This is a genomic window from Pseudomonas koreensis, assembly GCF_025447595.1.
GTDB classification, from domain to species: domain Bacteria; phylum Pseudomonadota; class Gammaproteobacteria; order Pseudomonadales; family Pseudomonadaceae; genus Aquipseudomonas; species Aquipseudomonas koreensis_H.
Genome location: NZ_JAOEJU010000014.1, coordinates 113,408 through 138,419 on the forward strand (window position 1 = coordinate 113,408; position 25,012 = coordinate 138,419).

The window sequence follows — 25,012 nt, forward strand, 5'->3', positions numbered from 1 at the left end:
GTAGTCGCTCTTAACCGAGCTGAGCGGCCACGTCTTCCGGAATGTCAGCGTTGGAGTAGACGTTCTGCACATCGTCCAGGTCTTCCAGCATGTCGATCAGCTTGAGCACCTTCTCCGCACCCTCCAGATCCAGTTCGGCGCTGGTGGTCGGCTGCATGACGATTTCCGCGTCATCGCCCTTGAAACCAGCGGCCTCCAGGGCATTGCGTACCGCGTAGAAACTGGTGAACGAGGTGAACACGTCGATCGAGCCGTCTTCGTGACTGACCACGTCGTCGGCATCGGCTTCCAGCGCCGCTTCCGTCAGTGCGTCTTCATCGACGCCTGGCGCAAAGCTGATCTGTCCCTTGCGTTCGAACAGATAGGCTACCGAGCCGTCGGTACCGAGGTTGCCGCCACACTTGCTGAACGCGTGGCGCACGGCCGCTGCGGTACGGTTGCGGTTGTCGGTCATGCACTCGACCATCACCGCCACGCCGCCCGGGCCGTAACCTTCGTAGGTCAGTTCTTCAACGTTGTCGGCTTCAGTCGCACCGGCGCCACGAGCCACGGCACGGTCGATGATGTCCCGACTCATGTTGGCGCCCAGCGCCTTGTCCAGTGCCAGACGCAGACGCGGGTTGGAGCCCGGATCACCGCCGCCCTGACGGGCCGCCACGGTCAGTTCGCGGATCCACTTGGTGAAGATCTTGCCTCTCTTGGCATCCTGGCGTTCTTTGCGGTGCTTGATGTTCGCCCACTTGGAATGACCTGCCATAACTCGCTCCGAATTCTCTTGAACAATGCCCGCCATGCATTCGCATCGGCCAGCAAAAAAATCTTGTCTTCAATCACTGCAGAAAGAAAAAAGGCGCATCCGAAGATGCGCCTTCAGGCCCGTCTTACTCGGCCTTTGGCGTTTCGCGCAAACGAATGTGCAATTCGCGCAATGCCTTCGCATCCACCACACCCGGCGCCTGCGTCATCACGTCGGCAGCACTCTGGGTTTTCGGGAAGGCGATCACTTCACGGATCGACTGGGCACCGGTCATCAGCATCACCAGGCGGTCCAGACCGAAGGCCAGACCACCGTGCGGCGGCGCGCCGTATTTCAGGGCGTCGAGCAGGAAGCCGAACTTCTCTTCCTGTTCCGCTTCATTGATGCCCAGCAGACGGAACACCGCCTGTTGCATCTCTTTACGGTGGATACGGATCGAACCGCCACCCAGCTCGGTGCCGTTCAGCACCATGTCGTAGGCACGGGACAGAGCGCCGGCCGGGTTGGCCTCCAGCTCTTCCGGCGAGCACTTCGGTGCGGTGAACGGGTGGTGCAGAGCCGAGAAGCTGCCGTCGTCGTTCTCTTCGAACATCGGGAAGTCAACAACCCACATCGGAGCCCATTCGCAGGTCAGCAGCTTCAGGTCGTGACCGAGCTTGATACGCAGCGCGCCCAGGGCTTCGCTGACGATCTTGGCCTTGTCGGCGCCGAAGAACACGATGTCGCCGTCAACTGCACCAACGCGATCGAGGATCACGTTCAGGTTGGCTTCGGGAATGTTTTTCACGATCGGCGATTGCAGACCGTCAACACCGGCAGCGCGCTCGTTGACCTTGATGTACGCCAGGCCCTTGGCACCGTAGATGCCGACGAACTTGGTGTAGTCGTCGATCTGCTTGCGCGGCATGCTCGCCCCGCCTGGAACACGCAGCGCAGCGATACGGCATTTCGGATCGTTGGCAGGGCCGCTGAAGACCTTGAAATCAACTTCTTTCAGCTGATCGGCCACGTCGACCAGTTCCAGCGGGTTACGCAGGTCTGGTTTGTCGGAACCGTAACGGCGCATGGCTTCTTCGAAGGTCATGTGCGGGAACTCGCCGAATTCCAGATCCAGCACTTCCTTGAACAGGTTGCGGATCATGCCTTCGGTCAGGCCCATGATGTCTTTTTCGTCGAGGAAGCTGGTCTCGATGTCGATCTGAGTGAACTCAGGCTGACGGTCGGCACGCAGGTCTTCGTCGCGGAAGCACTTGGCGATCTGGTAGTAACGGTCGAAGCCGGCAACCATCAGCAGTTGCTTGAACAGCTGTGGCGATTGCGGCAGTGCGAAGAACGAACCGGCGTGGGTACGGCTCGGTACGAGGTAGTCGCGCGCGCCTTCCGGAGTGGCGCGGGTCAGGATCGGCGTTTCGACGTCGAGGAAGCCGTTCTCGTCGAGGTAGCGGCGGATGCTGGTGGTCATGCGCGAACGCAGACGCAGCTTCTCGGCCATTTCCGGACGACGCAGGTCCAGGAAGCGATAGCGCAGACGGGTTTCTTCGCCGACGTCGGAGAACTCGTTCAGCGGGAACGGCGGGGTTTCCGATTCGTTCAGCACTTCCAGTTCGTAGCCCAGCACTTCGATCATGCCCGACGCCATGTTGGCGTTGGTGGCACCGGCGGGACGCAGACGCACCTTGCCGGTGATCTTCACGACGTATTCGCTGCGTACACGGTCGGCGGCGGCGAAGCTCTCGGCGCGATCCGGATCGAACACTACCTGGGCCAGACCGTCACGATCACGGATATCGAGGAAAATCACCCCGCCGTGGTCGCGACGACGGTGAACCCATCCGCAAAGGGTAATTTCCTGGCCTTCCAGGCTTTCGTTCAGTTGGCCGCAATAATGGCTGCGCATCATGGTAGTGGTTCGCTTCTCGTAATTCGAAATTCGGTGGAGATCCCGTCGCCATCAAGCAACGCGGAATCTCACGCGTGTCGTTCGACCTGGGCCTGAACCCTAGTCAGATTTGTCGCCACCGGCCAGATTCTTCTTCGCGCCGGTCTTGAAATCGGTTTCGTACCAGCCGCTGCCGCTCAGGCGAAAGCCCGGCATGGACAGCTGCTTCTTGAGTTCCGGCGCCTGGCAGGCAGGGCAATCGACCAGTGGTGCGTCGCTGATCTTTTGAATGGCTTCCAACTGATGACCACAGGAAGCACATTGGTAATCGTACATCGGCATGGGGTTGTCTCGGCAATCAGATTGCCAGCACACGCAGGGCTGTGCGGCGAAAGAGCGGGATTATATCCATTAAATGCGGCCTGTGCAGCCGGAAGACTGCACAGACCGCCGGTCAGTGACACCCCCCGGCATTCATCGCAGAAGAATCCCGCAAACCGTGCACCACGCACACGACCCGAACCAGACCGCTGAAGTTTTTCACTCCGCCATGGCGCAGGTGTATCTCGCGATCAACACGGGACAGCAATGTGCCAACCGAACAACAATGATCCTCGGCCATCCGGCCAAGAATGTTCCAGTAAACCTGTTCCAGCCGCATACAGGTCGCGAATCCGTTCAGACGCACCGAACGGGACAATGGCCGGATCAACCCGATGTCGAACCCCTCGAGCAGCGTTCCAACGAACCTGTCTTGTTGCGAACCCACAGCGAAGTCACTTCGCCTGTCTACACCTTCCATATCGTTGACACTCCTTTGTCATTTCTGCGCCTGCTATCAAGGCAACGTCCTGTGACCTCATTAAAAGCGCAGGCGCAAAGGTATATCCAGATGACTTTTTGACCATCCTCGTAGGATAAGCCAACGCGTAAAGGAGGATTTCTGGAACGGCGGCTGCGCCCCTCGCTTACAGCAACCGCGAAAGGGCGTGCCAGAAAAAAGAGTGGCGCACGACCCAGGCGTCGTGCGGCTCCCGTTATCAGGCCTCCAGCAGCGCCCGCAACATCCACGCGGTTTTTTCATGTACCTGCATGCGCTGGGTCAACAGATCAGCCGTCGGCTCATCACTGACTTTATCCAGCAGAGGGAAAATACCCCGCGCTGTGCGGGTGACCGCCTCCTGGCCCTCGACCAGCTGTTTGATCATGTCCTCGGCACTTGGTACGCCCTCCTCTTCTTTAATGGAGGACAGCCGGGCGTAAGTCGCATACGCGCCTGGCGCCGGAAAACCCAGCGCCCGGATGCGCTCGGCGATCGAATCCACCGCCAGTGCGAGCTCGTTATATTGTTCCTCGAACATCAGATGCAGGGTCCGGAACATCGGACCGGTGACGTTCCAGTGAAAATTGTGGGTCTTCAGATACAGCACGTAGGTGTCCGACAGCAGACGTGACAGCCCTTCAACGATGGATTTGCGGTCTTCTTCACTGATACCGATATCGATAGCCATGCTTACCCCCTAACGGCGATTGAATTCATCCAGCAGGTGTCGTTCCACTGTAGCAAGGCCACCCCTGCCCCGCAGCCCCCGTATGAACCCGATAGACGCGACAAATCGTCCGGTGCCTGCCGCTGGCCGGCGTGATTTGAGTAGCCGCAGGCTTTGCTGTTAAATAGGCAGTGTGTCGCTACGCCCCGTTTTCCGGGCCTGCGCATAGGCTGATGCCGGGTACGTGTCCAACGCCTCTTTATTGTTTCGAAGCGAACCGTGCGCCTTCAGCTCTTCCTTGTGAGCCGTCATAACGTGAGTCAATAAAAATGTTGAAAATCGTCCACCTGCTAATGGGCGCAGCAGCTTTGCTGCTGTCCTTCATACCCAGCCTGAAGTCCGAAGCGGTACCTTACCTGCAACAACCCGATGCACTTTACCTGGCCTTTTTCGGCCTGCTGAACCTGATCCTTGCGCCAGTCATCCCCTACTGGAACAAAGGTCCGCGCCAGCATCTGCAAAATCTGGTGAGCGCCCTGCTGGTGCTGACCGTCGTCCTGCAAACCCTGACCCTGATCGCGCCGATGCCTGTCATCGCCGGCCAGCCAGCCGTGCTGTTCAGCCTGGTGATTGCACTGGTTGCCGTGGTTTTGCACCTGGCCGTCAGCTTCTATAAAGCTTCACCGGCTGCCGCCGCGCAAAACTATGACATGAGCAACCGCGATACCGGCACCGTCAAGTGGTTCAACACCTCCAAGGGCTTCGGCTTTATCTCCCGGGACTCCGGCGATGATATTTTCGTGCACTTTCGCGCCATCCGCGGCGAAGGCCACCGCGTTCTGGTCGAAGGCCAGCGCGTGGAGTTCTCGGTGATGAACCGTGACAAAGGCCTGCAGGCCGAAGACGTGATCGCCGCCCTGCCGCGTCGCTGATTCACGCCTCCCGCAATAAAAAAAACCGCGAACAGCCTGGCTGTTCGCGGTTTTTTAATGGGAGCACGGGAGCATGCCCACACACATTTCAGTAGTGTGGCGGTGGCGCATCTTCTTCAAAGGACCCGATCTGCCCCACCATCTCTTCCTGGCGCTTGAGTACGGCCGCCATCTGCAATTGCAGACGTTCGACCACTCGCTGCTGTTCCACCAGCACGTCATTCAATGCCTGAATGGTGTCGTCCTGAAACGCCAGGCGGCTTTCCAGCTCGGTAACACGTTGTTCGAGACTCATGACTCAGCCCTCCAGAAAGGTGAAGTCTTCGTCCAGCACCAGACGCAGGCGCTCGCGGATCGCGGCCACTTGTTCGGCACTGTAAGGCTTGGCGGGGTGCTTACCCCAGACCGGCGCCGGCCAGGCGGCATCGTCCCGCTTACGCACGATCACATGCATATGCATCTGACTGACCACGTTACCCAGGGTCGCCACATTCATCTTGTCGGCGTCGAACGAATCCTTGAGCACCTCGGCCAGGGCGGTGGTTTCCTGCCACAAGCGCTGCTGGTCGGCGACATCCAACTGAAACAACTCGCTGATATCGTCGCGGCGTGGCACCAGGATGAACCACGGGTAGTTGGCGTCGTTGGACAACAGAAGTCGGCAAAGCGGGAAATCGCCGATGGTCAGCGTGTCCTGTTGAAGTCGTGAATCTAAAGCAAACACTGCGCGCACTCCCGGCGAATGGACCTGTTTTCAGCTTAGCGCCCTGCTGTGAAAGCAGTGCGCCAAGCGACTGGACGGCAGCATACCTGTGATTGGAGTGACCTTCACGGCGAACAGCGTTGCCGCAAGAATTCCTCCACGCCCCGGAATGTGACATTCAGGACTCGCGCGCACCAGGACGGAACCGGGAATACGAATGAACCGAGCAAAATGACCCGCCCACACCTCAGTGTTTACGCTCATCCAGCGACCCAACTGTATGAATTCAGTACAGCCTTTGAATTTTTTTGCACCAAAACCGCACAGTGCGTCTACGCTCAGTGCGTCGGGCATCCGCCGAATACTCACCCAAGGGGTGAACCGGTAACGTTTTTGGTTGTCGCGCTGCGACTTTCAGGGAGCAACACCATGCGAAGGATGGCGTCAAGCCTGATTGAAAGGCCCTCGAACCCCCCGGTTTTATGAGGTTTTTACAGCATCAGACGAGCGCCCTTAAAAAAACCGGAATAATTCAGCGGTTTGTGCACGCTTGTTGCATTCATACCCATATGGACTATAAGCGCACCACAAGAAGTGGATGCCTTGAGCCCCATAAAAACAGTGGCAGGGTTGCCCGATGGAGATTCAAGCGTTTTGCCAAGGGACTCTTTTTTACCGATGCTCAAGCCCTGTAAAACAGTGCTGAAGTTGTCAGTCCCATTGCATTCGGACTGTAAATTTGCGACACCTAGCAAGCTGATTGCGACACGCTCGTAAAGAAGCCGAAAGGTTGTATACGCAAGTATCGCCAACATGGTCGGCGTGATATAAGTTTGCGCCGACACAAAAAGAAAGAGCCGCCCAGATAATAAAACAGGTGGGACGGCAGTACTCTTCTAAAACCAAAGGAGCAAATCACGATGCGCGTGATGAAGTGGAGCATGATCGCACTGGCAGTTGCAGCAGCCGCCAGTACTCAGATGGCTACGGCCGCACCGTTCGTAAGTGACCAGGCAGAAGCCAAAGGCTTCGTTGAAGACGCGAAAGCTGATTTGCTGATTCGCAACTATTACTTCAACCGTGACAACAAAGACGGCGCCCGTGACGTAAAAGACTGGACCCAGGGTATCTGGGGCAACTTCAGCTCCGGTTACACCCAAGGTACTGTTGGTGTCGGCGTTGATGCGTTCGGCTACCTGGCCATCAAACTGGACGGCGGTGCCGGCACCAGCGGCTCCGGCAACATGAGCCGCAGCAACGAGTTCAATGCAAACGGTTCCCGCGACCCTGACGACAGCCAAGGCAAAGCCGGCGCTGCCATCAAGTTCCGCGTATCGAAAACCGAGCTGAAAGTCGGTGACATGCAGCCTAGCACCGCTCCGGTGTTCGCTGTCGGCGGCTCCCGTATCCTTCCGCAAACTGCCAGCGGTTTCCAACTGCAGAGCAGCGAGATCAAAGACCTTGACCTCGAAGCCGGTCACTTCTACTCGGCAACCAGCCAGGACCGCAACGCCCGTGAAGGCGGCCTGTACGCGACCTACGCTGGCGTTGAAGCCAACACCATCGACTACTTCGGTGGCAAATACGGCATCACCGAAAACCTGAGCGCATCGCTCTACGGCGCCAAACTGGAAGACATCTGGAACCAGTACTACGCCAACGTGAACCTCACCACTCCATTTGGTGGTGACACTTCGCTGAACACCGACTTCAACATCTATCGCACCACCGACACCGGTAGCGCGAAAGCCGGTGACATCAGCAACACCGCGTTCTCCCTGGCCACCGCTCTCTCGTTCCTGAAAGCGCACACCATCACCCTGGCCTTCCAGAAGGTCAACGGTGACACTCCGTTCGACTACATCGGCGTGGGCAAGAACAACCGTGGCGGCGACTCGATCTTCCTCGCCAACTCCATCCAGTACTCTGACTTCAACGCCCCAGGCGAGAAGTCTGCCCAGATCCGTTACGACATCAAAATGGCCGAGTACGGCGTTCCAGGTCTGAGCTTCATGACCCGCTACGTTAAAGGCTGGGACATCGACGGCACCCACACTCCAGCAGGCAGCGCCTACGCTGGCCTGTATGGCGAAGATGGCAAACACAACGAAACCAACTTCGAAGCCAAATACGTAGTTCAGTCTGGCCCGGCCAAAGACCTGTCCTTCCGTATTCGTCAAGCCTGGCACTTTGCTAACGCCGACGAAGGTGAAGGCGATACCAAAGAGTTCCGTCTGATCGTCGACTACCCGCTGTCGCTTTTGTAATCGCACCGAGTTAGTTGCGGTAACAAAACAAAAAGGCCCATCTTCGGATGGGCCTTTTTTATTGCCTGTCACTTGTAATAAATGCCTGACCGATAAGTCAGGCAATTAATTAGCAACCTATCATTACACTGCCGATTCCTGAACCACACGAATCACTCGTTGCGGAAACGGGATATCAATGCCGGCTGTTTTTAAACGATCACGGGATTGTTCGTTAAACATGAACATCACATCCCAGTAATCCGCAGTTTTAACCCACACACGCAGGGAAACAGTGATCGAACTGTCGCCCAGTGTCGAAATGACAGCCTGTGGGGCCGGATCCTGCAACACACGATCATCCTTGGCCAGATCCAGCAGCACCTGACGGGCCTTTTGCAGATCGGCTTCGTAATCCACACCCACGTCGAACACAACCTTGCGGGTTGGCTGACGGTTGGTGTTGGTGATGATGCCGTTCGACAGGTTCCCGTTCGGCACGATGATGGTCTTGTTGTCGCCGGTGCGCAGCACGGTGTGGAAGATCTGGATGCTGTCGACGGTACCCGCCACACCCTGGGCTTCGATCCAGTCACCGATACGGAACGGACGGAACAGCAGAATCAGCACGCCGCCGGCGAAGTTCGCCAGGCTGCCCTGCAATGCCAGACCGATGGCCAGGCCGGCCGCACCGATCGCCGCGACGAACGAAGTGGTCTCGACGCCGATCATCGACGCCACGCTGACAATCAGCAGCACCTTGAGAATGATGTTGGCCAAGCTGCTGATGAAACCTTGCAGGGCCAGGTCGGCATTGCGCAGGGCCAGCAGGCCGCCGAGCTTTTGCGTGACCTTGTTGATCAGCCACCAGCCGATGGCCAGGGTGATCACCGCCAGTAGCACACGGCTGCCGTATTCCATGATCATCGGAATCCACGCCTGGGATGCCTTGACCAGGTTGTCTACCTCAGCATTCAAATCCATCTTTTATCTCCTGATTACCGGCTTCCCGGGCTGTAAAAAACCAGCGGCAGAAAGACCGGGCCGTAAAGGGCTCAATCGTTTCTGCCGTTGCTTGGGCCTCGGACGCTTTAAACGCCGAGAGGTTCCCGACCGGGAAGCTTAGTCGCGGAAGTTGTTGAACTGCAGTGGCATGCCGAATTCCTTGGCACGCAGGGCCGCGATGGCTTCCTGCAGGTCGTCACGCTTCTTGCCGGTCACACGCACCTGCTCGCCCTGAATGGCGGCCTGTACCTTGAGCTTGGCTTCCTTGATGTGGCCGACGATCTTCTTCGCCAGTTCCTTGTCGATGCCTTCCTTGAGGACGGCATCCTGCTTCATCAGCTTGCCCGAGGCGAAGGAGTCTTTGACTTCAAGGCACTGCACGTCGATCTTGCGCTTGACCAGGGCCAGCTTGAGAATCTCGATCATCGCTTCCAGCTGGAAATCGGCTTCAGCGGTCAGGTGGACGGTCAGGTCCTTTTCCTTGAATTCGAAGCTGCCCTTGCCTTTCAGGTCATAACGACGATCGAGTTCCTTCACGGCGTTCTCGACCGCGTTGGTGAGTTCGTGTTTGTCCAGTTCGGATACCACGTCGAACGACGGCATGTAATATCTCCAATAAAAAGGCGCGCTCGTACAGGACGCGGCGCGCTTGGCTTGCGGTTAAAATCGGGCTCATTATAACGGGTCTTTTCCCACCGACACGGCGAGCCTTGCATGCCTGTACCTTACCGAGTGAAAAACTGATGTCCACCCCCTGGCACGTTCTGGGAGCGGGCAGCCTTGGCACGCTCTGGGCCACGCGTCTGGCACGGGCGGGATTGCCGGTCCGGCTGATCCTGCGCGACATCGACCGCCTGCACGACTATGCAACGGCGGGCGGCCTGACTCTCGTCGAACAAGGCGTAGCCAGCCGTTACGCGATCCCCGGTGAAACGCCGGACAGTCCCGGCCCCATCCGTCGCCTGCTGGTGGCCTGCAAGGCCTACGACGCCGAAACGGCCGTGGCCGCACTTGCTCATCGTCTGGCACCGGACGCCGAACTGATTCTTTTGCAGAACGGTCTCGGCAGCCAGGAAGCGGTCGCCGCGCGGGTCCCGCAAGCCCGCTGCATCAGCGCCTCCAGCACCGAGGGCGCGTTTCGCGATGGCGACTGGCGCGTGGTGTTTGCCGGCCATGGTTACACCTGGCTGGGTGATGCCGGTCATCCGGTGGCACCGATCTGGCTGGACGATCTTGAGGCAGCAAAGATTCCCCATGAATGGAGCGCCGATATCCTCACCCGCCTGTGGCGCAAACTGGCGCTCAACTGTGCGATCAATCCACTGACGGTGCTGCACGCCTGCCGCAACGGTGGCCTCCAGCAACATCACTGCGAAGTCGCGACGCTGTGCGGCGAACTGACCGAACTGCTCGAACGCTGCGGGCAACCGGCAGCGGCGGACAACCTGCAACAGGAAGTCGAACGGGTGATCCAGGCCACGTCGGCAAACTTCTCGTCGATGTATCAGGATGTAGCCAATAAACGCCGCACCGAAATCAGCTATCTGCTCGGCCATGCCTGCAAGGTAGCCGAGCGTCATCAGTTGAGCCTGCCGCATCTGAAGCAATTGCAGCAGCGCCTGACCGCTCATCTGCACAGTCTCGGATTGCCCGTCGACTGAGCAGCGGCTACGCTGGCCACTTGTTCCTTTGCTGCGATAAACCTGATGCCATTGCGCCAGCGTCTTGAAAACCTGCCGGTCGGCCAGAAACTGCTGGCCGCCCTGCTGGTGCTGTTGACTACTGTGTTACTGGTCGCCAACCTGACCTTCATCAGCGCCGCCTACTACATTTCCCAGGAAAGCATGGCGCCCCAGGCGTTGCAGACCATCGGAAGACTGGTCTCGAACCCGAGCCTGGTGGCCGAAGCCCTGGAGTCGCCGCAAAGCGCCGAACGCTTGCTCAAGGAACTCAACAGCTATTCGCCACTGCGTGCCGCCGCGTTGTATGACGGCAAAGGCGAACGTCTGGCGCAGCTGCAACACGGCGACAAACTCAACTTGCCGGAACGCTATCGGCACATCGAAGCCTGGCAACTGACCGAATTTCGCAGCAACCAACTGATCACCCTGCCCCGCCCCGGCACTGCACCGGGCCACTTGCTTTTAGTGGCCAGCAGCGAGCTGCCAGTGGCCTTCTATACCGGCACACTCACAGCGAGTCTGGGGATCCTGATTTTCAGTGTGCTGCTCTGGCTGGTCATCGCCCGGCAGATCAAGCGCCTCATTACCCGGCCGATCCATCAACTCGAAGAACTGTCCCGCCAGGTGACCCGCGAAGAAAACTACGCCCTGCGTGCCTCCCGGGGCAATCATGACGAAATCGGTAGCCTCGCCGAAGCGTTCAACACCATGCTGTCGCGCATCGAGGCTCGGGAGCAGCAACTCAAACGCGCCCGTGACGATTCCCAGGCAGCCTACGATCAGGCGCAGGGTCTGGCGGAAGAAACCCGCCACACCAACCGCAAGCTGGAACTGGAAGTCCAGGTGCGCAGCAAGATCGAGAAGAAACTCACCGGCTTCCAGAACTACCTCAACAGCATCATCGACTCCATGCCCTCAGCGCTGATCGCCCTCGACGAACAGCTCTACGTCACGCAATGGAACCAGGAGGCCAGCGCGCTTTCCGGCACACGGCTGGACGAAGCGCTGAACCAGCCGATCTTCCTCGCGTTTGAACCGCTCAAGCCGTTTCTGCCCCAACTCAAGCAGACCGTTGAACAGCATACCGTGGCGAAAATCGAACGCGTGACCTGGTTCAAGGATGATGAGCCCAAGCATTACGCCCTGACGTTCTATCCGTTGATGGGCGGATCCGGGCGCGGCGTGGTCATCCGGATCGACGACATCACCCAGCGCCTGTCCCTGGAAGAAATGATGGTGCAGTCGGAAAAAATGCTCTCGGTCGGTGGCCTCGCCGCCGGCATGGCCCACGAGATCAACAACCCGCTCGGGGCGATCCTGCACAACGTGCAGAACATTCGTCGGCGGCTGTCGACGGATCTGCCAAAAAACCTGGAGCAGGCCGAGCAACTGGGCATCGAACTCGATACCGTGAACCGCTACCTGCAAGGGCGGGAAGTCCCGCAACTGCTCGACGGCATCCAGCAGGCCGGTGCCCGGGCGGCGAAAATCGTCACCCACATGCTCAGTTTCAGTCGACGCAGCAACCGCCAGATGGCGCCGTGCGACCTGCCGGCACTGATCGATCAAGCGGTGGAAATCGCCGGCAACGACTTCGACCTGGCCATCGGTTTCGATTTCAAGGGACAGGCTATTGTCCGTCAGTTTGACCCGGCGCTGGGCCCCGTGCCGGGCACCGCAAACGAGCTTGAGCAGGTATTGCTCAACCTGCTGAAAAACGCCGCGCAGGCCATTCATCAGCGTGAAGACGACAGTGAACCGGGACGGATCATCCTGCGCACCCGACTCAATCCGCCGTGGGCTGAAATCCAGGTCGAAGACAACGGCATCGGCATGAGCGAGAACGTGCGCAAGCGCACCTTCGAGCCGTTTTTCACCACCAAGGAAATCGGTCAGGGCACGGGGCTCGGGCTGTCGGTGTCGTACTTCATCATTACCAACAACCACAAAGGGCAGATGGAAGTGCAGTCGGCGCCGGGTCAAGGCACCTGCTTCACCCTGCGCCTGCCGCTGGCGCAACCCGCACCCATTTCACCAGAAACCCACCAGCTATCGAGGTAAACCATGGGCTTTCGCTTGTCGAAGATCTACACCCGCACCGGCGACAGGGGCGAAACCGGGCTGGGCGACGGCCGCCGGGTACCGAAGGACCATCCGCGCATTGAGGCTATCGGCGAAGTCGATACGCTGAACAGCCAGGTCGGCGTACTGCTGGCCGGACTGATTGCCGAACGCGAAACCTGCCCTGGGCTTGATGAATTGATCGACGTGTTGGCACCCTGCCAACACCGGCTGTTCGACCTTGGCGGTGAACTGGCGATGCCGGAATATCAGGCACTGAACACAGCGGAAATCGAACGGCTGGAAGCCGCCATCGATGTGTGGAACGAAGAATTGGGGCCGTTGGAGAACTTCATTCTGCCGGGCGGTTCGATGCTGATTGCCCAAGCGCATGTTTGCCGCAGCCTGGCGCGCAGTGCCGAACGTCGCTGTCAGCATTTGAATGCGATCGAACCATTGGCCGGGGTTGGCCTGGCTTACATCAATCGCTTGTCGGATCTGTTGTTTGTGGCGGCCAGACTGATCGCCCGGCGTCAGGGCATTGCCGAGATTCTGTGGCAACCGGCGGCGAAACCTTCAGATCACTAGCGACTGTCAGGACGCCTTCGCGAGCAGGCTCGCTCCCACAGGGAAATGTATTCCTATAGTTGGAATGCAATCAAATGTGGGAGCGAGCCTGCTCGCGAAGGGGCCAGATGCATCAATGCTAAATCAAGCTTCTGGCCAGAACGCCCGAATCCCCGCCACACCCTGAGCTCCGGCATCCCACGCTTTTTCGCGCTCCGCCGGGCCGACACCGCCCAACAGAAACACCGGTTTGCTGAAACCTTCGATCAGCGTCGAAGCCTGCTCCCAACCCAGCGGTTGCGCATCCGGATGAGTGAGGGTTGGCTGCACCGGCGACAGGGTGACGAAATCCACACCCATCTGCTCGGCCAGTGCCAGTTCTTCAGCGTTGTGGCAGGACGCCGCCAACCAGCGTTCCGCCGGTAGCGGACGACCCGCTGCCGCGTACTTGCGCAACTGCGCCGAGGTGATGTGCCAACCGGCGGACGGGAAATCGCCCAGCCACTCGAACGGCCCCTTGATCATCAGCTGCGCCTTGCCGGCGCACAGGCCGACCGCGTCCACCGCGAGGTCGCGGTATTTCGGATCGTAACCATTGGGCGCACGCAGCTGAATCAGCTTGATCCCACCGGCAATCGCCTTCTGGATGCCGCGCAGCAACGCCGGGGTTTCCAGGTCTTCAGGAGTGATCAGGTATTCAGCGGGCAGACGCGCCGCCGCCACGATCGGCTGGTTGGCTGCCGGGAATTCGTAATCCGTCAGTTCCTTGGCTGATACCCACGCCAAGGGCTGGCCTTCGGCGCCATGGGGTTCGCCGGTGAAACTCGAGACTTCCCAGACATCCAGCAACACCTGCTTGTCCGGATAATCATGACGTACCTTGATCAGCGGCCGGGCGGCGCCGACGACAATGCCCAACTCTTCGTGCAGCTCGCGGGCCAGCGCGGTTTGCACCGACTCGTCGGCTTCGACCTTGCCACCGGGAAATTCCCAGAGGCCGCCCTGATGCTGGGTATCGGCACGGCGGGCGATCAGAATCTTGCCGCTGCCGTCACGAATGACGGCGGCGGCGACGTGTACACGTTTCACGACTGCAATTCCTCCAGTCCAGCCTTTTGCCAGGCTTTGAAGGCCGGCCATTGGTAGACGGTTTCAACATAGGCTTCATCTTCGGCCGGCAGCTTCACCTGATAGGTGCGCAAGCGCACGGCAATCGGGGCGAAGAACGCATCGGCCAGCGACACCCGACCAAACAGGAACGGCCCTGACTCGGTGGCCACGGCACGGCATTCGGCCCACAGCGCGAGCATGCGCTCGACATCCACCTTCACTTCCGGCGGCACCGGGTTGAGCGGCGCGTCGTGGCTCAGGTTGAACGGCATGTGATTGCGCATCGCGAAGAAACCGCTGTGCATCTGCGCGCAGGCGGATCGAGCCTGAGCACGGGCCGCAATATCCGTCGGCCAGAGCTGCTCGGAAGGAAACTGTTCAGCCAGGTATTCGGCAATCGCCAGAGAATCGGCGATGGTGCCCCGGGCGGTTTTCAGCAGCGGCACCTTGGCGGTCGGCGAATGCGCCAGCAGCCGCTCGCGGGTGTCGGGCTTGCCGAGTTTGACCAGTTCTTCGGTGTAGGGCGCACCGGTCAATTCAAGCGCCAGCGCCGCGCGCAGGGACCAGGAGGAAAGCAGTTTGTCGCCGATGATCAGGTGAAGGCTCATGATTGAGGTGCCTTTTCGTCAGAGAATCAGTTTCAGACTCGTAGCGTCTGATCTACCGTCTTCGCGGGCAAGCCCGCTCCCACAGTGATTGTTGTCGGGCACAAAGCTTGTGTACACCGTCGAATCCTGTGGGAGCGGGCTTGCCCGCGAAGAGGCCAGTCGCCCACTCCCTGTTTCAGATCATGTGCGGTATTCGGCGTTGATCTTCACGTACTCGTGGGACAGGTCGGTGGTCCAGATGGTTTCGCTGCAATCGCCGCGACCCAGTTCGATACGGATGGTGATTTCTTCCTGCTGCATCACCGCCGAGCCCTGGGCTTCGGTGTAGGTAGCAGCACGGGCGCCACGGCTGGCAATGCACACTTCGCCGAGGAACACGTCGATCTTGCTTACGTCCAGATCCGGCACGCCGGCACGGCCGACAGCGGCGAGGATGCGGCCCCAGTTCGGGTCGGAGGCGAACAGTGCAGTCTTGATCAGCGGCGAGTGGGCCACGGTGTAGCCGACGTCCAGACATTCCTGGTGATTGCCGCCGCCGTTGACTTCAACGGTCACGAACTTGGTCGCGCCTTCGCCGTCACGCACGATGGCCTGGGCCACGTCCATGCACACCTCGAACACGGCCTGTTTCAGCTTGGCGAACAACTCGCCTTCTGCGCGGGTGATTTCCGGCAGTGCAGCCTTGCCGGTGGCAATCAGCATGCAGCAGTCGTTGGTCGACGTGTCGCCGTCGATGGTGATGCGGTTGAACGACTTGTTGGCGCCGTCCAGCATCAGGTTCTGCAGCACGTCGCGGGAGACCTTGGCGTCGGTGGCGATGTAACCGAGCATGGTCGCCATGTTCGGACGGATCATGCCCGCGCCTTTGCTGATGCCGGTGACGGTGATGGTCACGCCGTCATGCTGGAACTGGCGGCTCGCGCCTTTTGGCAGCGTGTCGGTGGTCATGATGCCGGTGGCGGCGGCTTCCCAGTTGTTTTCCGACAGGTCGTCCAGCGCGGCCTGCAAGGCACCTTCGATCTTCTCGACCGGCAGCGGCTCGCCGATCACGCCGGTGGAGTACGGCAGGATCTGGCTGGCATCGACGCCGGTCAACTCGGCCAGTTTTGCGGTGGTGCGCTCGGCGGCGGCCAGGCCCGGTTCGCCGGTACCGGCGTTGGCATTACCGGTGTTGGTCAGCAGGTAGCGCACCGGGTTCTGCACGCGCTTCTTGGCCAGGATCACCGGCGCTGCACAGAAAGCGTTCAACGTGAACACGCCCGCCACGGTAGAACCTTCGGCGCAACGCATCACGACGACATCCTTGCGCCCCGGGCGCTTGATGCCGGCCGAAGCGATACCGAGTTCAAAACCGGCAACCGGGTGCAACGTTGGCAAAGGACCAAGACCAACAGCCATGAATGCGCTCCTTACTCAATGATGTCAGCACCGCCAAGCGTAGTGACGGTGGTGTAAATGGCAAAACGCCGCGACGGCTGGTGCCGGTCGCGGCGCGGGTATTTCAGCGATTGAATCGGGGTTTACTGGATCTGCCCGTGGCAATGCTTGAATTTCTTGCCCGAACCGCAGTAGCACAGTTCGTTGCGGCCCAGCTTCTGCTCGTTGCGAACCGGGGCGGTGGCAAGGGCCACATCGACCTCTTCACCGACCAGTTCCGGTTGCGCTTCCAGGCCAGGAGCCTCGGCGTGTTCGAATTGCATGCGGGCGGCCAGCGCTTCGGCTTCCTGGCGCAGGCGTTGCTCTTCTTCGGCCGGATCTTCGCGGCGAACCTGAACGTGCGACAGCACACGGATCGAGTCGCGCTTGATCGAATCCAGCAGCTCGGAGAACAGCGTGAAGGACTCGCGCTTGTATTCCTGCTTCGGGTTCTTCTGCGCATAACCACGCAGGTGGATGCCGTGACGCAGGTGGTCCATGGTCGACAGGTGGTCTTTCCACAGGTCGTCCAGAACGCGCAGCACAATCTGCTTCTCGAACGAACGCAGAGCCTCGGCGCCAGCCTGGTCTTCTTTTTCGTTGTAGGCTGCGATCAGCTCGTTCATCAGCTTCTCGCGCAGGGTTTCTTCGTACAGGTGATCGTCTTCGTCGAGCCATTGCTGGATCGGCAGTTTCACGCCGAAGTCGCTGGCAATCGACGCTTCCAGACCGGCCACGTCCCACTGCTCTGGCAGCGATTGTGGCGGAATGTGTGCGCTGACGGTGGCGTTCAGTACGTCCTGACGGAAGTCGGCAATGGTCTCGCCGATGTTGTCCGCAGCCAGCAACGTGTTACGCATGTGATAGATCACTTTACGCTGTTCGTTGTTGACGTCGTCGAACTCGAGCAGTTGCTTGCGAATGTCGAAGTTGCGGCCTTCAACCTTGCGCTGTGCCTTTTCGATGGCGTTGGTCACCATGCGGTGCTCGATCGCTTCACCGGACTGCATGCCCAGGGCTTTCATGAAGTTCTTCACCCGGTCAGAGGCGAAGATGCGCATCAGGCTGTCTTCCAGCGACAGGTAGAAGCGGCTGGAACCGGCGTCGCCCTGACGGCCGGCACGGCCACGCAGCTGGTTGTCGATACGACGGGATTCGTGACGCTCGGAGGCGATCACCTGCAAACCGCCGGACTCCAGCACTTGCTGGTGACGCTTCTGCCAGTCGGCCTTGATCTGGGCAATCTGCTCGGGGGTCGGGTTTTCCAGCGACGCGACTTCAACTTCCCAGTTGCCGCCCAACAGGATGTCGGTACCACGACCGGCCATGTTGGTAGCGATGGTCAGTGCGCCCGGACGACCGGCCTGCGCAATGATTTCAGCTTCTTTTTCGTGGAACTTGGCGTTCAGAACCTTGTGTTCGATGCCTTCCTTCACGAGCAATGCGGACATGTGCTCGGAGGTTTCGATGGTCGCAGTACCCACCAGCACCGGACGGCCGGCAGCCATGCTTTCCTTGATGTCGTTGACGATCGCCGCGTATTTCTCTTCGGCGGTCAGGAACACCAGGTCGTTGTAGTCCTTACGGGCCAACGGCTTGTTGGTCGGAATCACGATGACCGGCAGGCCATAGATCTGATGGAATTCGAACGCTTCGGTGTCAGCCGTACCGGTCATGCCGGACAGTTTTTCGTACAGACGGAAGTAGTTCTGGAACGTGGTCGATGCCAGAGTCTGGCTCTCGGCCTGGATGTTCAGGTTTTCCTTGGCTTCGATGGCCTGGTGCAAGCCTTCGGACAGACGACGGCCGGGCATGGTACGACCGGTGTGTTCGTCGACCAGTACAACCTGACCGTCCTGCACGATGTATTCGACGTTTCGGTGGAACAGCTTGTGCGCACGCAGACCGGCGTAGACGTGAGTCAGCAGGCTCAGGTTGTGCGCCGAGTACAGGCTCTCGCCCTCGGCCAGCAGACCGATGCTGGTCAGCTGATCTTCGATGAACTGGTGACCGGATTCGTTGAGTTCGACCTGACGGGTCTTCTCGTCAACGGTGTAGTGGCCTTCCTGGGTGACTTCGCCTTCGACTTCTTCGACGTGCAGCTTGAGTTTCGGGATCAGCTTGTTGATCTCGATGTACAGCTTGGAGCTGTCCTCGGCCTGACCGGAAATGATCAGCGGAGTACGCGCTTCGTCGATGAGGATGGAGTCGACTTCGTCGATCACGGCAAAATTGAGTTCACGCTGGAATTTTTCTTCCATGCTGAACGCCATGTTGTCGCGCAGGTAGTCGAACCCGAATTCGTTGTTGGTGCCGTAAGTGATGTCGGCAGCGTAGGCGGCGCGTTTCTCTTCCGGTGGCTGGAACGGCGTCACGATGCCGACGGTCAGGCCGAGGAATTCATACAGCGGGCGCATCCAGTTGGCGTCACGGCGGGCCAGGTAGTCGTTCACCGTCACAACGTGCACGCCCTTGCCGGACAGTGCGTTGAGGTAAACACCCAGTGTACCCACCAGCGTCTTGCCTTCACCGGTACGCATTTCGGCGATCCGGCCTTCATGCAAGGTCATGCCGCCAATCAGCTGGACATCGAAGTGACGCATACCCATGACGCGCTTGCCGGCTTCGCGGGCAACCGCAAAAGCTTCCGGCAACAGTTTGTCGAGGGTTTCCCCTTTGGCGATGCGGTCCTTGAACTCTGCGGTCTTGGCGCGCAGTTGATCGTCCGAGAGGGCGACCATCTTCTCTTCGAAGGCATTGACGAGCTGCACCGTCTTGAGCATGCGTTTGACTTCACGCTCGTTCTTGCTTCCAAAAAGTTTCTTTAACAAAGGCGCAAACATATCGGCAGGATCTTCCACACTAAAGGGATGGAGGGCGGCCCCGTGAGTCGCCCGTGCAGCCCTCATGGCCGCATGCGAACGAGCATTCTACCCGGAAACGGTGGTGAGGAAAGTGGGGATATTCCACGATGCTGGCACTGCGCTTTGACGGGGCTCACTTAAAATAGGGGCGTTTTGCTCAACTTCAAGCCGTTCATGGCAAAAGTCAGTCGTTGATTTAATGGGCAAAACAGGGGCAAAAGCAATGGGCGAGTGAGTTGGACGCTTTCTGCTACCATGGCGACTCTGTTACTTCAGGTGTTCGATCATGGCATTTCGCCCTCTCACGGCCAGAGCACCCGCCGTTCTGCTTCGTGAAGCCAAGCCGCTCAAAGCCATCCTCGGCCACGCCCAACGACTGGGCCATCTGCAACGCCTGCTGGAAAGCCAGCTGCAACCCGCCGCCCGAGAACACTGTCATGTGGCCTCGTGGCGTGAAGGCAGTCTGTTGCTGATCGTCACCGACGGCCATTGGGCCACGCGTCTGCGCTACCAGCAGAAGCGCCTGCAACGGCAGTTGCAGATGTTTGACGAGTTCGCCAGCCTGACGCGGATTCTGTTCAAGGTGCAGCCACCGACGGTCCAGAGCGGTGCCGCCGGCCATACGATCGACCTGTCAGTGGATGCGGCGGCAACCATCCAGGCCACCGCCGACGGAATCAGCGATCCAAACCTGCGGGCAGCGCTGGAACGACTGGCGGCGCACGCAAAACCCAAATCCTGACAAAGCCCTGCTCGCCTCTACAGGTTTTATCGGCGTTTGCTGCCACCCAGCAATGAGCCCATCAGGCCGCGCACCAACTGTTTACCCAGTGAGTTCGCCGCCTGGCGCATGGCCGACTTGAGCGCCTGCCCCGCCGCCGTGCCGAGAAACTCCCCGGCCTTGTCCGCCAGACTCGGCTCTTCGGCCGCCGGTTTGCCCGGTGCCGCTTCAGCCTCCGGCGCCAGCCCCTTGCGCCCCATCAGGATTTCATAGGCCGATTCACGGTCGATCGGCCTGTCATAGCGCCCCTTGAACGGCGAACCGGCGATCAGCATCGTGCGCTCGGTCTCGGTCAATGGCCCGATCCGCGATTGCGGCGGCGCCACCAGCACCCGCTGGACCGTTTCCGGCGTGCCTTTCTCCGCAAGCGTACCCACCAGCGCCTCACCGATCCCGAGTTCGGTCAACACCGCTAACGTATCGAACGCCGGATTTGGCCGGAACCCATCTGCCACCGCTCGCAGGGATTTCTGCTCCTTGGCGGTAAACGCACGCAGGCCGTGCTGAATGCGCAGCCCCAGTTGCGCCAGCACATCGTCCGGCAGATCACTCGGCGACTGGGTGACGAAATACACACCGACACCTTTGGAGCGGATCAGCCGCACCACTTGTTCCAGTCGTTCCTGCAACGCCTTGGGCGTATCGCCGAACAACAAATGCGCCTCGTCAAAAAACAGCGCCAGCAGCGGTTTGTCGGCATCGCCACGCTCCGGCAACTGTTCGAACAGCTCGGCCAGCAACCACAGCAGGAAGGTGGCGTAGACCTTGGGCGCCTCATGCACCAGCCGGCTGGCATCGAGCAGATGAATGCGTCCGCGACCATCGGCAGCCGGTTGCAGAATGTCTTCCAGCTGCAGCGCCGGCTCGCCGAACAACGCTTCGGCGCCCTGCTGCTCCAGCGTCGCCAGACGCCGCAACAGCGCCTGACTGGAACCGGTGGTGAACAGCGCCGCGTCCTCGCCCAGCAACTGCGGATTGTCCTTGAGGTGATTGAGCAGCGCTTTCAGGTCTTTGAGATCAAGCAGCAACAGCCCTTCGCGATCAGCAACCTTGAACGCTGCGTACAGCGCCGATTGCTGGCTGTCGGTCAGTTCCAGCAAGGCGCCGATCAGCAGCGGACCCATTTCACTCAGTGTGGTGCGCAATGGATGACCGGACTGACCGTGAATGTCCCACAAGGTCACGGGATACGCCTGAGGCGTGTGGTTGAGCCATGGCATGCCGGCGATGCGCTCGGCAATCTTGCCCTGGGGATTGCCGGCAGCACCGAGACCGCACAGGTCGCCCTTGACGTCGGCAGCGAACACCGCGACTCCGGCGTCACTGAAGGCTTCTGCCAGGCGCTGCAAGGTGACGGTCTTGCCGGTGCCGGTGGCGCCGGCTACCAGTCCGTGCCGGTTGGCCAGGCGCATCGCCTGGGCGATCGGTTGCCCCGCGAGGTCGGCGCCGATTACGAGTTGCGAGGAGTCAGGCATTTGGTCACCCAATGGTTAATCTTTGTCGAGCATGGCCGATAGAAAAGAGTGAGAGACCCGATCACGAGTCCGGTCTGAGATTTCCCTAAGGAGAGACGGAAATATCAGTGTGCTTTCACCCCTGCCCATTTTGCGCGCCTTTATAAAAGCACGCCCTGGACATTAAGACCTTAGCGGAACCCCAAGCCATGAACAAAAATCTACGCTTCAGCCATAAAATTTTGCTTGCCGCCGCCCTCATCGTCATTGCCGCCTTCGCCTCGTTCACGCTTTACAACGACTGGTTGCAGCGCAATGCGATCCGCGAAGACCTGGACAATTACCTCAACGAGATGGGCGAAGTCACAGCCGACAACATCCGCACCTGGCTCAGCGGGCGCATCCTGCTGATCGAGAACGCAGCACAGAATATCGCCGTCAATCCCGAGCCCGCCGCAGTCGCCAGCCTGCTGGAACAGAAAGCGCTGACCTCGACATTCATGGCGTCCTACCTCGGCGATGCCACTGGTCATTTCACCATCCGTCCGGATGCGAAGATGCCGGACGGCTTCGATCCACGAGTTCGTCCCTGGTACAAAGGTGCCGAAAGCAGCAGCACCTCGACCCTGACCGAACCTTACATCGATGCGGCCACCGGCCAGACCATCATTTCCATCGCCACCGCCTCGAAAAAGGCCGGTCAGAGCGTGGGCGTGGTGGGCGGCGACCTGAGCCTGCAAACCCTGATCGACACCCTCAGCGCCCGGGACTTCTCCGGCATGGGCTACGCCTTCCTGGTCAGCGCCGACGGCAAGATTCTGGTGCATCCGGACAAGGCCTTGGTGATGAAATCGCTCAAGGAAGCCTATCCGCAGGACACCCCGCGCATCAGCAGCGATTTCAGTGAGGTCACTGTCGACGGCAAGACCCGCATCGTCACCTTCGCCCCGATCAAGGGCCTGCCATCGGTGAACTGGTACATCGGCCTGTCGGTAGACAAGGACAAGGCCTTTTCGATGCTCAGCGAGTTCCGCACCTCTGCCGTGGTGGCGACGGTCATTGCCGTGGCGATCATCATCGCCCTGCTCGGCATGCTGATCCGCCTCCTGATCCAGCCGCTGCACGTCATGACCCGCGCCATGGAAGACATCGCCGATGGCGAAGGCGATCTGACCAAGCGTCTGACCATCCAGAACCAGGACGAATTCGGCAAGCTCGGCACAGCGTTCAACCGCTTTGTAGAACGCATTCACGGTTCGATCCGCGAAGTGTCGTCGGCCACCGGGCAGGTCAACGAAGTCGCCCTGCGCGTGGTCGCGGCATCCAACTCGTCGATGTACAACTCCGACCAGCAAGCCTCGCGCACCAACAGCGTGGCCGCCGCGATCAACCAGCTCGGCGCCGCCGCCCAGGAAATCGCCCGCAACGCCGCACAAGCCTCGACCCAGGCCAGCGACGCACGTGGCCTGGCCGAAGACGGCCAGCAAGTGGTGGATCGCAGCATCAAGGCAATGAACCAGCTGTCGAGCATGCTCAGCGCATCAAGCAGCAACATCGAATCGCTGAACAGCAAAACCGTGAACATTGGCCAGATCCTGGAAGTGATCACCAGCATCTCCCAGCAGACCAACCTGCTGGCACTCAACGCGGCCATCGAAGCCGCGCGGGCTGGCGAGGCCGGTCGTGGTTTCGCTGTGGTGGCTGATGAAGTTCGCAACCTCGCCCACCGTACTCAGGAGTCGGCGCAACAAGTGCAGACCATGATCGAGGAGCTGCAAGTCGGTGCCCGTGAGTCCGTCAGCACTATGAGCGACAGCCAGCGCCACAGCCAGGACAGCGTGGAAATCGCCAACCTCGCCGGTGAACGCCTGAACAGCGTGACCCAGCGCATCGGCGAAATCGACGGGATGAACCAATCGGTCGCCACCGCGACCGAGGAACAGACCGCCGTGGTCGAGTCGATCAACGTCGACATCACCGAGATCAATACGCTGAACCAGGAAGGCGTGGAAAACCTGCAAGCCACCTTGCGCGCGTGCTCTGACCTTGAACAACAGGCTTCACGCCTGAAGCAACTGGTCGGCAGCTTCCGTATTTAAACCGCTCTACCGGATGTCTTCGCGGATCAGTGCGCGAAGACATCTTTCCCTCTCGGCACGACCTCCCCGTCCGCCCCCCCGCGAAAGTGCGACCGAACATCTACGCTGATGAAAGGTCAACACGGGACATCAACCAGCGGAGAGGTTCACTGTGCATATTGCTGAAATCACGCGACTGCGCCGAGACGGACACAGCGCATGAGTCGCGGCATTCTGTTGCTGATGGGGCTGCTGGCCGCCGTTCTGATTCCGGCAGTACTCGGCGGCGGTGACACCTGGACCCGACTGCAAGCGTTTCCCCTGCACTGGCTATCGATCCTGTTCGGCATGATTCTGCTGTGCTGGGGCATCAATACCTTGCGCCTGCGCCTGTTGCTCGGCGATCAACGCGAAAAGGTCACACCGCTGAAAAGCCTCGGCGTGGTCATGGCTGCCGAATTCGCCTGGTGCGCCACACCCGGTGGCACCGGCGGCCCGCTGACGATCATGGCGTTACTGGCCCGCAGCGGCGTGCGCCCCGCCCGAGGCAGCGCGGTGTTTGCGATGGATCAGTTGAGCGACTTGCTGTTCTTTCTCTGCGCCCTGAGCGGGATTCTGATTTACGCGCTGTTTCAGCACCTGAGTGACCGGATGGAGTGGCTGCTGACCGTCAGCGCCGTATCGCTGTCAGGCGGTCTGTTCAGTTGTGGGCTGGTGGCGCGATATCACCGAACGCTGATTCGCCTGAGTGGCCGGCTGCTGGTGCGCATGAACGTGCAACCCGCTACGAGACTGCGCTGGGCGCGCAAGCTGCTGCACTTTCTCGCAGCATTCACTGACGCACTGAAATTGCCGTGGCAAACGCTGATTACTGTGTTTGCTCTGACCTGCGTGCATTGGTCGTTGCGTTACAGCGTGCTGTATCTGGCGTTGCGCGGGCTGGAGGCGGACGTGCAGTGGGCCTGGACGTTTCTGATTCAGATGCTTTCGCTGGGGGCGGGACAATTCAGCCTGTTGCCGGGTGGGGCCGGGGCGGCGGAACTCACGTCGGCGGCGCTGCTGGCCCCCATGGTTGGAGCATCGACCGCTGCGGCGGCGATCCTGATCTGGCGGGCAATGACCTTTTACTTCTATTTGCTGGTAGGCGGACCGATCTTTCTGCTGATGCTCGGACGTCCGCTGCTCAGGAAGCTGATGAAGGTGCGGCAGGCTTAGGGTCAGCCGGTTTGTCTTCGTTGAGTTGCTCCCACAATGCGGCGGCGTCGGGGAAGTCCGTACCATCCTCCGGGCTCAGGTCATCCGGGTCATAGCGACTCAGACAGCCTTCGCCTAACGTGGCGGGCGCTTTGGAAGTGGCTTTGTCCAGTGGATCGCTCATG

At 59.8% G+C, this 25,012-nt stretch carries 23 protein-coding genes and 1 pseudogene; 9 read left to right on the forward strand and 15 right to left on the reverse strand.

Annotated elements, in window-relative coordinates; genetic code table 11:
* Window positions 1-10: 10 nt before the first annotated feature.
* The 5 genes from N8H71_RS17840 to N8H71_RS17860 form a co-directional block, all read right to left on the reverse strand.
* Entirely contained in the window at window positions 11-757 is a 747-nt protein-coding gene (locus tag N8H71_RS17840) for a YebC/PmpR family DNA-binding transcriptional regulator (RefSeq protein ID WP_003227527.1), read from the reverse strand.
* Between the two features lie 124 nt (window positions 758-881).
* Window positions 882-2,657 carry an aspartate--tRNA ligase gene (aspS, locus tag N8H71_RS17845; RefSeq protein ID WP_007951209.1) on the reverse strand — a complete coding sequence of 592 codons (1,776 nt, stop codon included), beginning with the start codon at window positions 2,655-2,657 and terminating at the stop codon, window positions 882-884.
* Between the two features lie 99 nt (window positions 2,658-2,756).
* Window positions 2,757-2,978: an FmdB family zinc ribbon protein gene (locus N8H71_RS17850; RefSeq protein WP_007951210.1), complete on the reverse strand. Its 222-nt coding sequence runs from the start codon at window positions 2,976-2,978 to the stop codon at window positions 2,757-2,759.
* Window positions 2,979-3,090: 112 nt separating this feature from the next.
* A complete protein-coding gene (locus N8H71_RS17855) occupies window positions 3,091-3,438 on the reverse strand; it encodes a ribbon-helix-helix domain-containing protein (RefSeq protein WP_262194990.1) in 348 nt (115 codons plus the stop codon).
* Between the two features lie 238 nt (window positions 3,439-3,676).
* The gene (locus tag N8H71_RS17860; RefSeq protein WP_007951212.1) at window positions 3,677-4,147 is read right to left on the reverse strand and encodes a Dps family protein; all 471 of its coding nucleotides are present in this window, start codon (window positions 4,145-4,147) and stop codon (window positions 3,677-3,679) included.
* 308 nt (window positions 4,148-4,455) lie between these two features.
* On the opposite strand from N8H71_RS17860, the gene N8H71_RS28770 reads away from it, so the two are divergent.
* Window positions 4,456-5,058 carry a cold-shock protein gene (locus N8H71_RS28770; protein WP_279309636.1) on the forward strand — a complete coding sequence of 201 codons (603 nt, stop codon included), beginning with the start codon at window positions 4,456-4,458 and terminating at the stop codon, window positions 5,056-5,058.
* An 88-nt stretch (window positions 5,059-5,146) separates the two neighbouring features.
* Here N8H71_RS28770 and N8H71_RS17870 read toward each other — a convergent pair whose 3' ends face one another.
* Together N8H71_RS17870 and N8H71_RS17875 are read right to left on the reverse strand one after the other, a co-directional pair.
* On the reverse strand, window positions 5,147-5,353 hold the full coding sequence (locus N8H71_RS17870) for a SlyX family protein (RefSeq protein WP_039766003.1): 207 nt from the start codon (window positions 5,351-5,353) through the stop codon (window positions 5,147-5,149).
* 3 nt (window positions 5,354-5,356) lie between these two features.
* Window positions 5,357-5,782, reverse strand: a complete 426-nt coding sequence (locus N8H71_RS17875) for an HIT family protein (RefSeq protein ID WP_262194991.1) — start codon at window positions 5,780-5,782, stop codon at window positions 5,357-5,359.
* 899 nt (window positions 5,783-6,681) lie between these two features.
* Here N8H71_RS17875 and N8H71_RS17880 point away from each other — a divergent pair.
* On the forward strand, window positions 6,682-8,028 hold the full coding sequence (locus N8H71_RS17880) for an OprD family porin (protein ID WP_262194992.1): 1,347 nt from the start codon (window positions 6,682-6,684) through the stop codon (window positions 8,026-8,028).
* 123 nt (window positions 8,029-8,151) lie between these two features.
* Here the strand turns inward: N8H71_RS17880 and N8H71_RS17885 are convergent, their stop codons facing one another.
* Window positions 8,152-8,991, reverse strand: a complete 840-nt coding sequence (locus tag N8H71_RS17885; protein WP_007951217.1) for a mechanosensitive ion channel family protein — start codon at window positions 8,989-8,991, stop codon at window positions 8,152-8,154.
* A gap of 138 nt (window positions 8,992-9,129) precedes the next feature.
* Window positions 9,130-9,615 (reverse strand): YajQ family cyclic di-GMP-binding protein, encoded by a 486-nt coding sequence (locus tag N8H71_RS17890; RefSeq protein WP_007951218.1) that lies wholly within the window; start codon window positions 9,613-9,615, stop codon window positions 9,130-9,132.
* 140 nt (window positions 9,616-9,755) lie between these two features.
* On the opposite strand from N8H71_RS17890, the gene N8H71_RS17895 reads away from it, so the two are divergent.
* From N8H71_RS17895 to N8H71_RS17905, 3 genes are read left to right on the forward strand one after another with little or no spacing between them, the layout of a single operon-like run.
* The gene (locus tag N8H71_RS17895; protein WP_262194993.1) at window positions 9,756-10,673 is read left to right on the forward strand and encodes a putative 2-dehydropantoate 2-reductase; all 918 of its coding nucleotides are present in this window, start codon (window positions 9,756-9,758) and stop codon (window positions 10,671-10,673) included.
* 45 nt (window positions 10,674-10,718) lie between these two features.
* On the forward strand, window positions 10,719-12,755 hold the full coding sequence (locus N8H71_RS17900; protein ID WP_262194994.1) for a sensor histidine kinase: 2,037 nt from the start codon (window positions 10,719-10,721) through the stop codon (window positions 12,753-12,755).
* A 3-nt stretch (window positions 12,756-12,758) separates the two neighbouring features.
* On the forward strand, window positions 12,759-13,343 hold the full coding sequence (locus N8H71_RS17905; RefSeq protein ID WP_262194995.1) for a cob(I)yrinic acid a,c-diamide adenosyltransferase: 585 nt from the start codon (window positions 12,759-12,761) through the stop codon (window positions 13,341-13,343).
* Window positions 13,344-13,466: 123 nt separating this feature from the next.
* On the opposite strand, the gene N8H71_RS17910 is transcribed toward N8H71_RS17905, so the two are convergent.
* The 4 genes from N8H71_RS17910 to secA all read right to left on the reverse strand — a co-directional run bounded on the left by N8H71_RS17910 (window position 13,467) and on the right by secA (window position 19,299).
* On the reverse strand, window positions 13,467-14,411 hold the full coding sequence (locus N8H71_RS17910) for a Nudix family hydrolase (RefSeq protein WP_262194996.1): 945 nt from the start codon (window positions 14,409-14,411) through the stop codon (window positions 13,467-13,469).
* The gene (locus N8H71_RS17915; protein WP_085689428.1) at window positions 14,408-15,040 is read right to left on the reverse strand and encodes a glutathione S-transferase family protein; all 633 of its coding nucleotides are present in this window, start codon (window positions 15,038-15,040) and stop codon (window positions 14,408-14,410) included. The genes N8H71_RS17910 and N8H71_RS17915 overlap by 4 nt, the downstream gene beginning before the upstream one ends.
* 180 nt (window positions 15,041-15,220) lie before the next feature.
* Window positions 15,221-16,438 (reverse strand): bifunctional glutamate N-acetyltransferase/amino-acid acetyltransferase ArgJ, encoded by a 1,218-nt coding sequence (gene argJ / locus N8H71_RS17920; protein ID WP_262194997.1) that lies wholly within the window; start codon window positions 16,436-16,438, stop codon window positions 15,221-15,223.
* Between the two features lie 122 nt (window positions 16,439-16,560).
* Complete coding sequence (gene secA, locus N8H71_RS17925) at window positions 16,561-19,299, reverse strand: preprotein translocase subunit SecA (RefSeq protein WP_115078996.1); 2,739 nt, start codon at window positions 19,297-19,299, stop codon at window positions 16,561-16,563.
* Between the two features lie 307 nt (window positions 19,300-19,606).
* Between secA and N8H71_RS17930 the strand changes: the two genes are divergently transcribed.
* Entirely contained in the window at window positions 19,607-20,062 is a 456-nt protein-coding gene (locus N8H71_RS17930) for a DUF721 domain-containing protein (RefSeq protein WP_262194998.1), read from the forward strand.
* A 26-nt stretch (window positions 20,063-20,088) separates the two neighbouring features.
* On the opposite strand, the gene N8H71_RS17935 is transcribed toward N8H71_RS17930, so the two are convergent.
* Window positions 20,089-21,576, reverse strand: coding sequence for a DUF853 domain-containing protein (locus N8H71_RS17935; RefSeq protein WP_262194999.1), 1,488 nt, complete (start codon window positions 21,574-21,576; stop codon window positions 20,089-20,091).
* Between the two features lie 188 nt (window positions 21,577-21,764).
* On the opposite strand from N8H71_RS17935, the pseudogene N8H71_RS28915 reads away from it, so the two are divergent.
* The 3 genes and pseudogenes from N8H71_RS28915 to N8H71_RS17945 form a co-directional block, all read left to right on the forward strand.
* Window positions 21,765-22,796, forward strand: a pseudogene (locus N8H71_RS28915) (HAMP domain-containing protein); the annotation flags it as partial.
* A 93-nt stretch (window positions 22,797-22,889) separates the two neighbouring features.
* Entirely contained in the window at window positions 22,890-23,654 is a 765-nt protein-coding gene (locus tag N8H71_RS28920) for a methyl-accepting chemotaxis protein (RefSeq protein ID WP_371320922.1), read from the forward strand.
* Window positions 23,655-23,852: 198 nt separating this feature from the next.
* The gene (locus tag N8H71_RS17945; protein WP_262195001.1) at window positions 23,853-24,848 is read left to right on the forward strand and encodes a lysylphosphatidylglycerol synthase transmembrane domain-containing protein; all 996 of its coding nucleotides are present in this window, start codon (window positions 23,853-23,855) and stop codon (window positions 24,846-24,848) included.
* On the opposite strand, the gene N8H71_RS17950 is transcribed toward N8H71_RS17945, so the two are convergent.
* Entirely contained in the window at window positions 24,817-25,011 is a 195-nt protein-coding gene (locus N8H71_RS17950; protein WP_262195002.1) for a hypothetical protein, read from the reverse strand. The two genes, N8H71_RS17945 and N8H71_RS17950, sit on opposite strands and share 32 nt — an antisense overlap.
* Between the last annotated feature and the right edge of the window lies 1 nt (window position 25,012).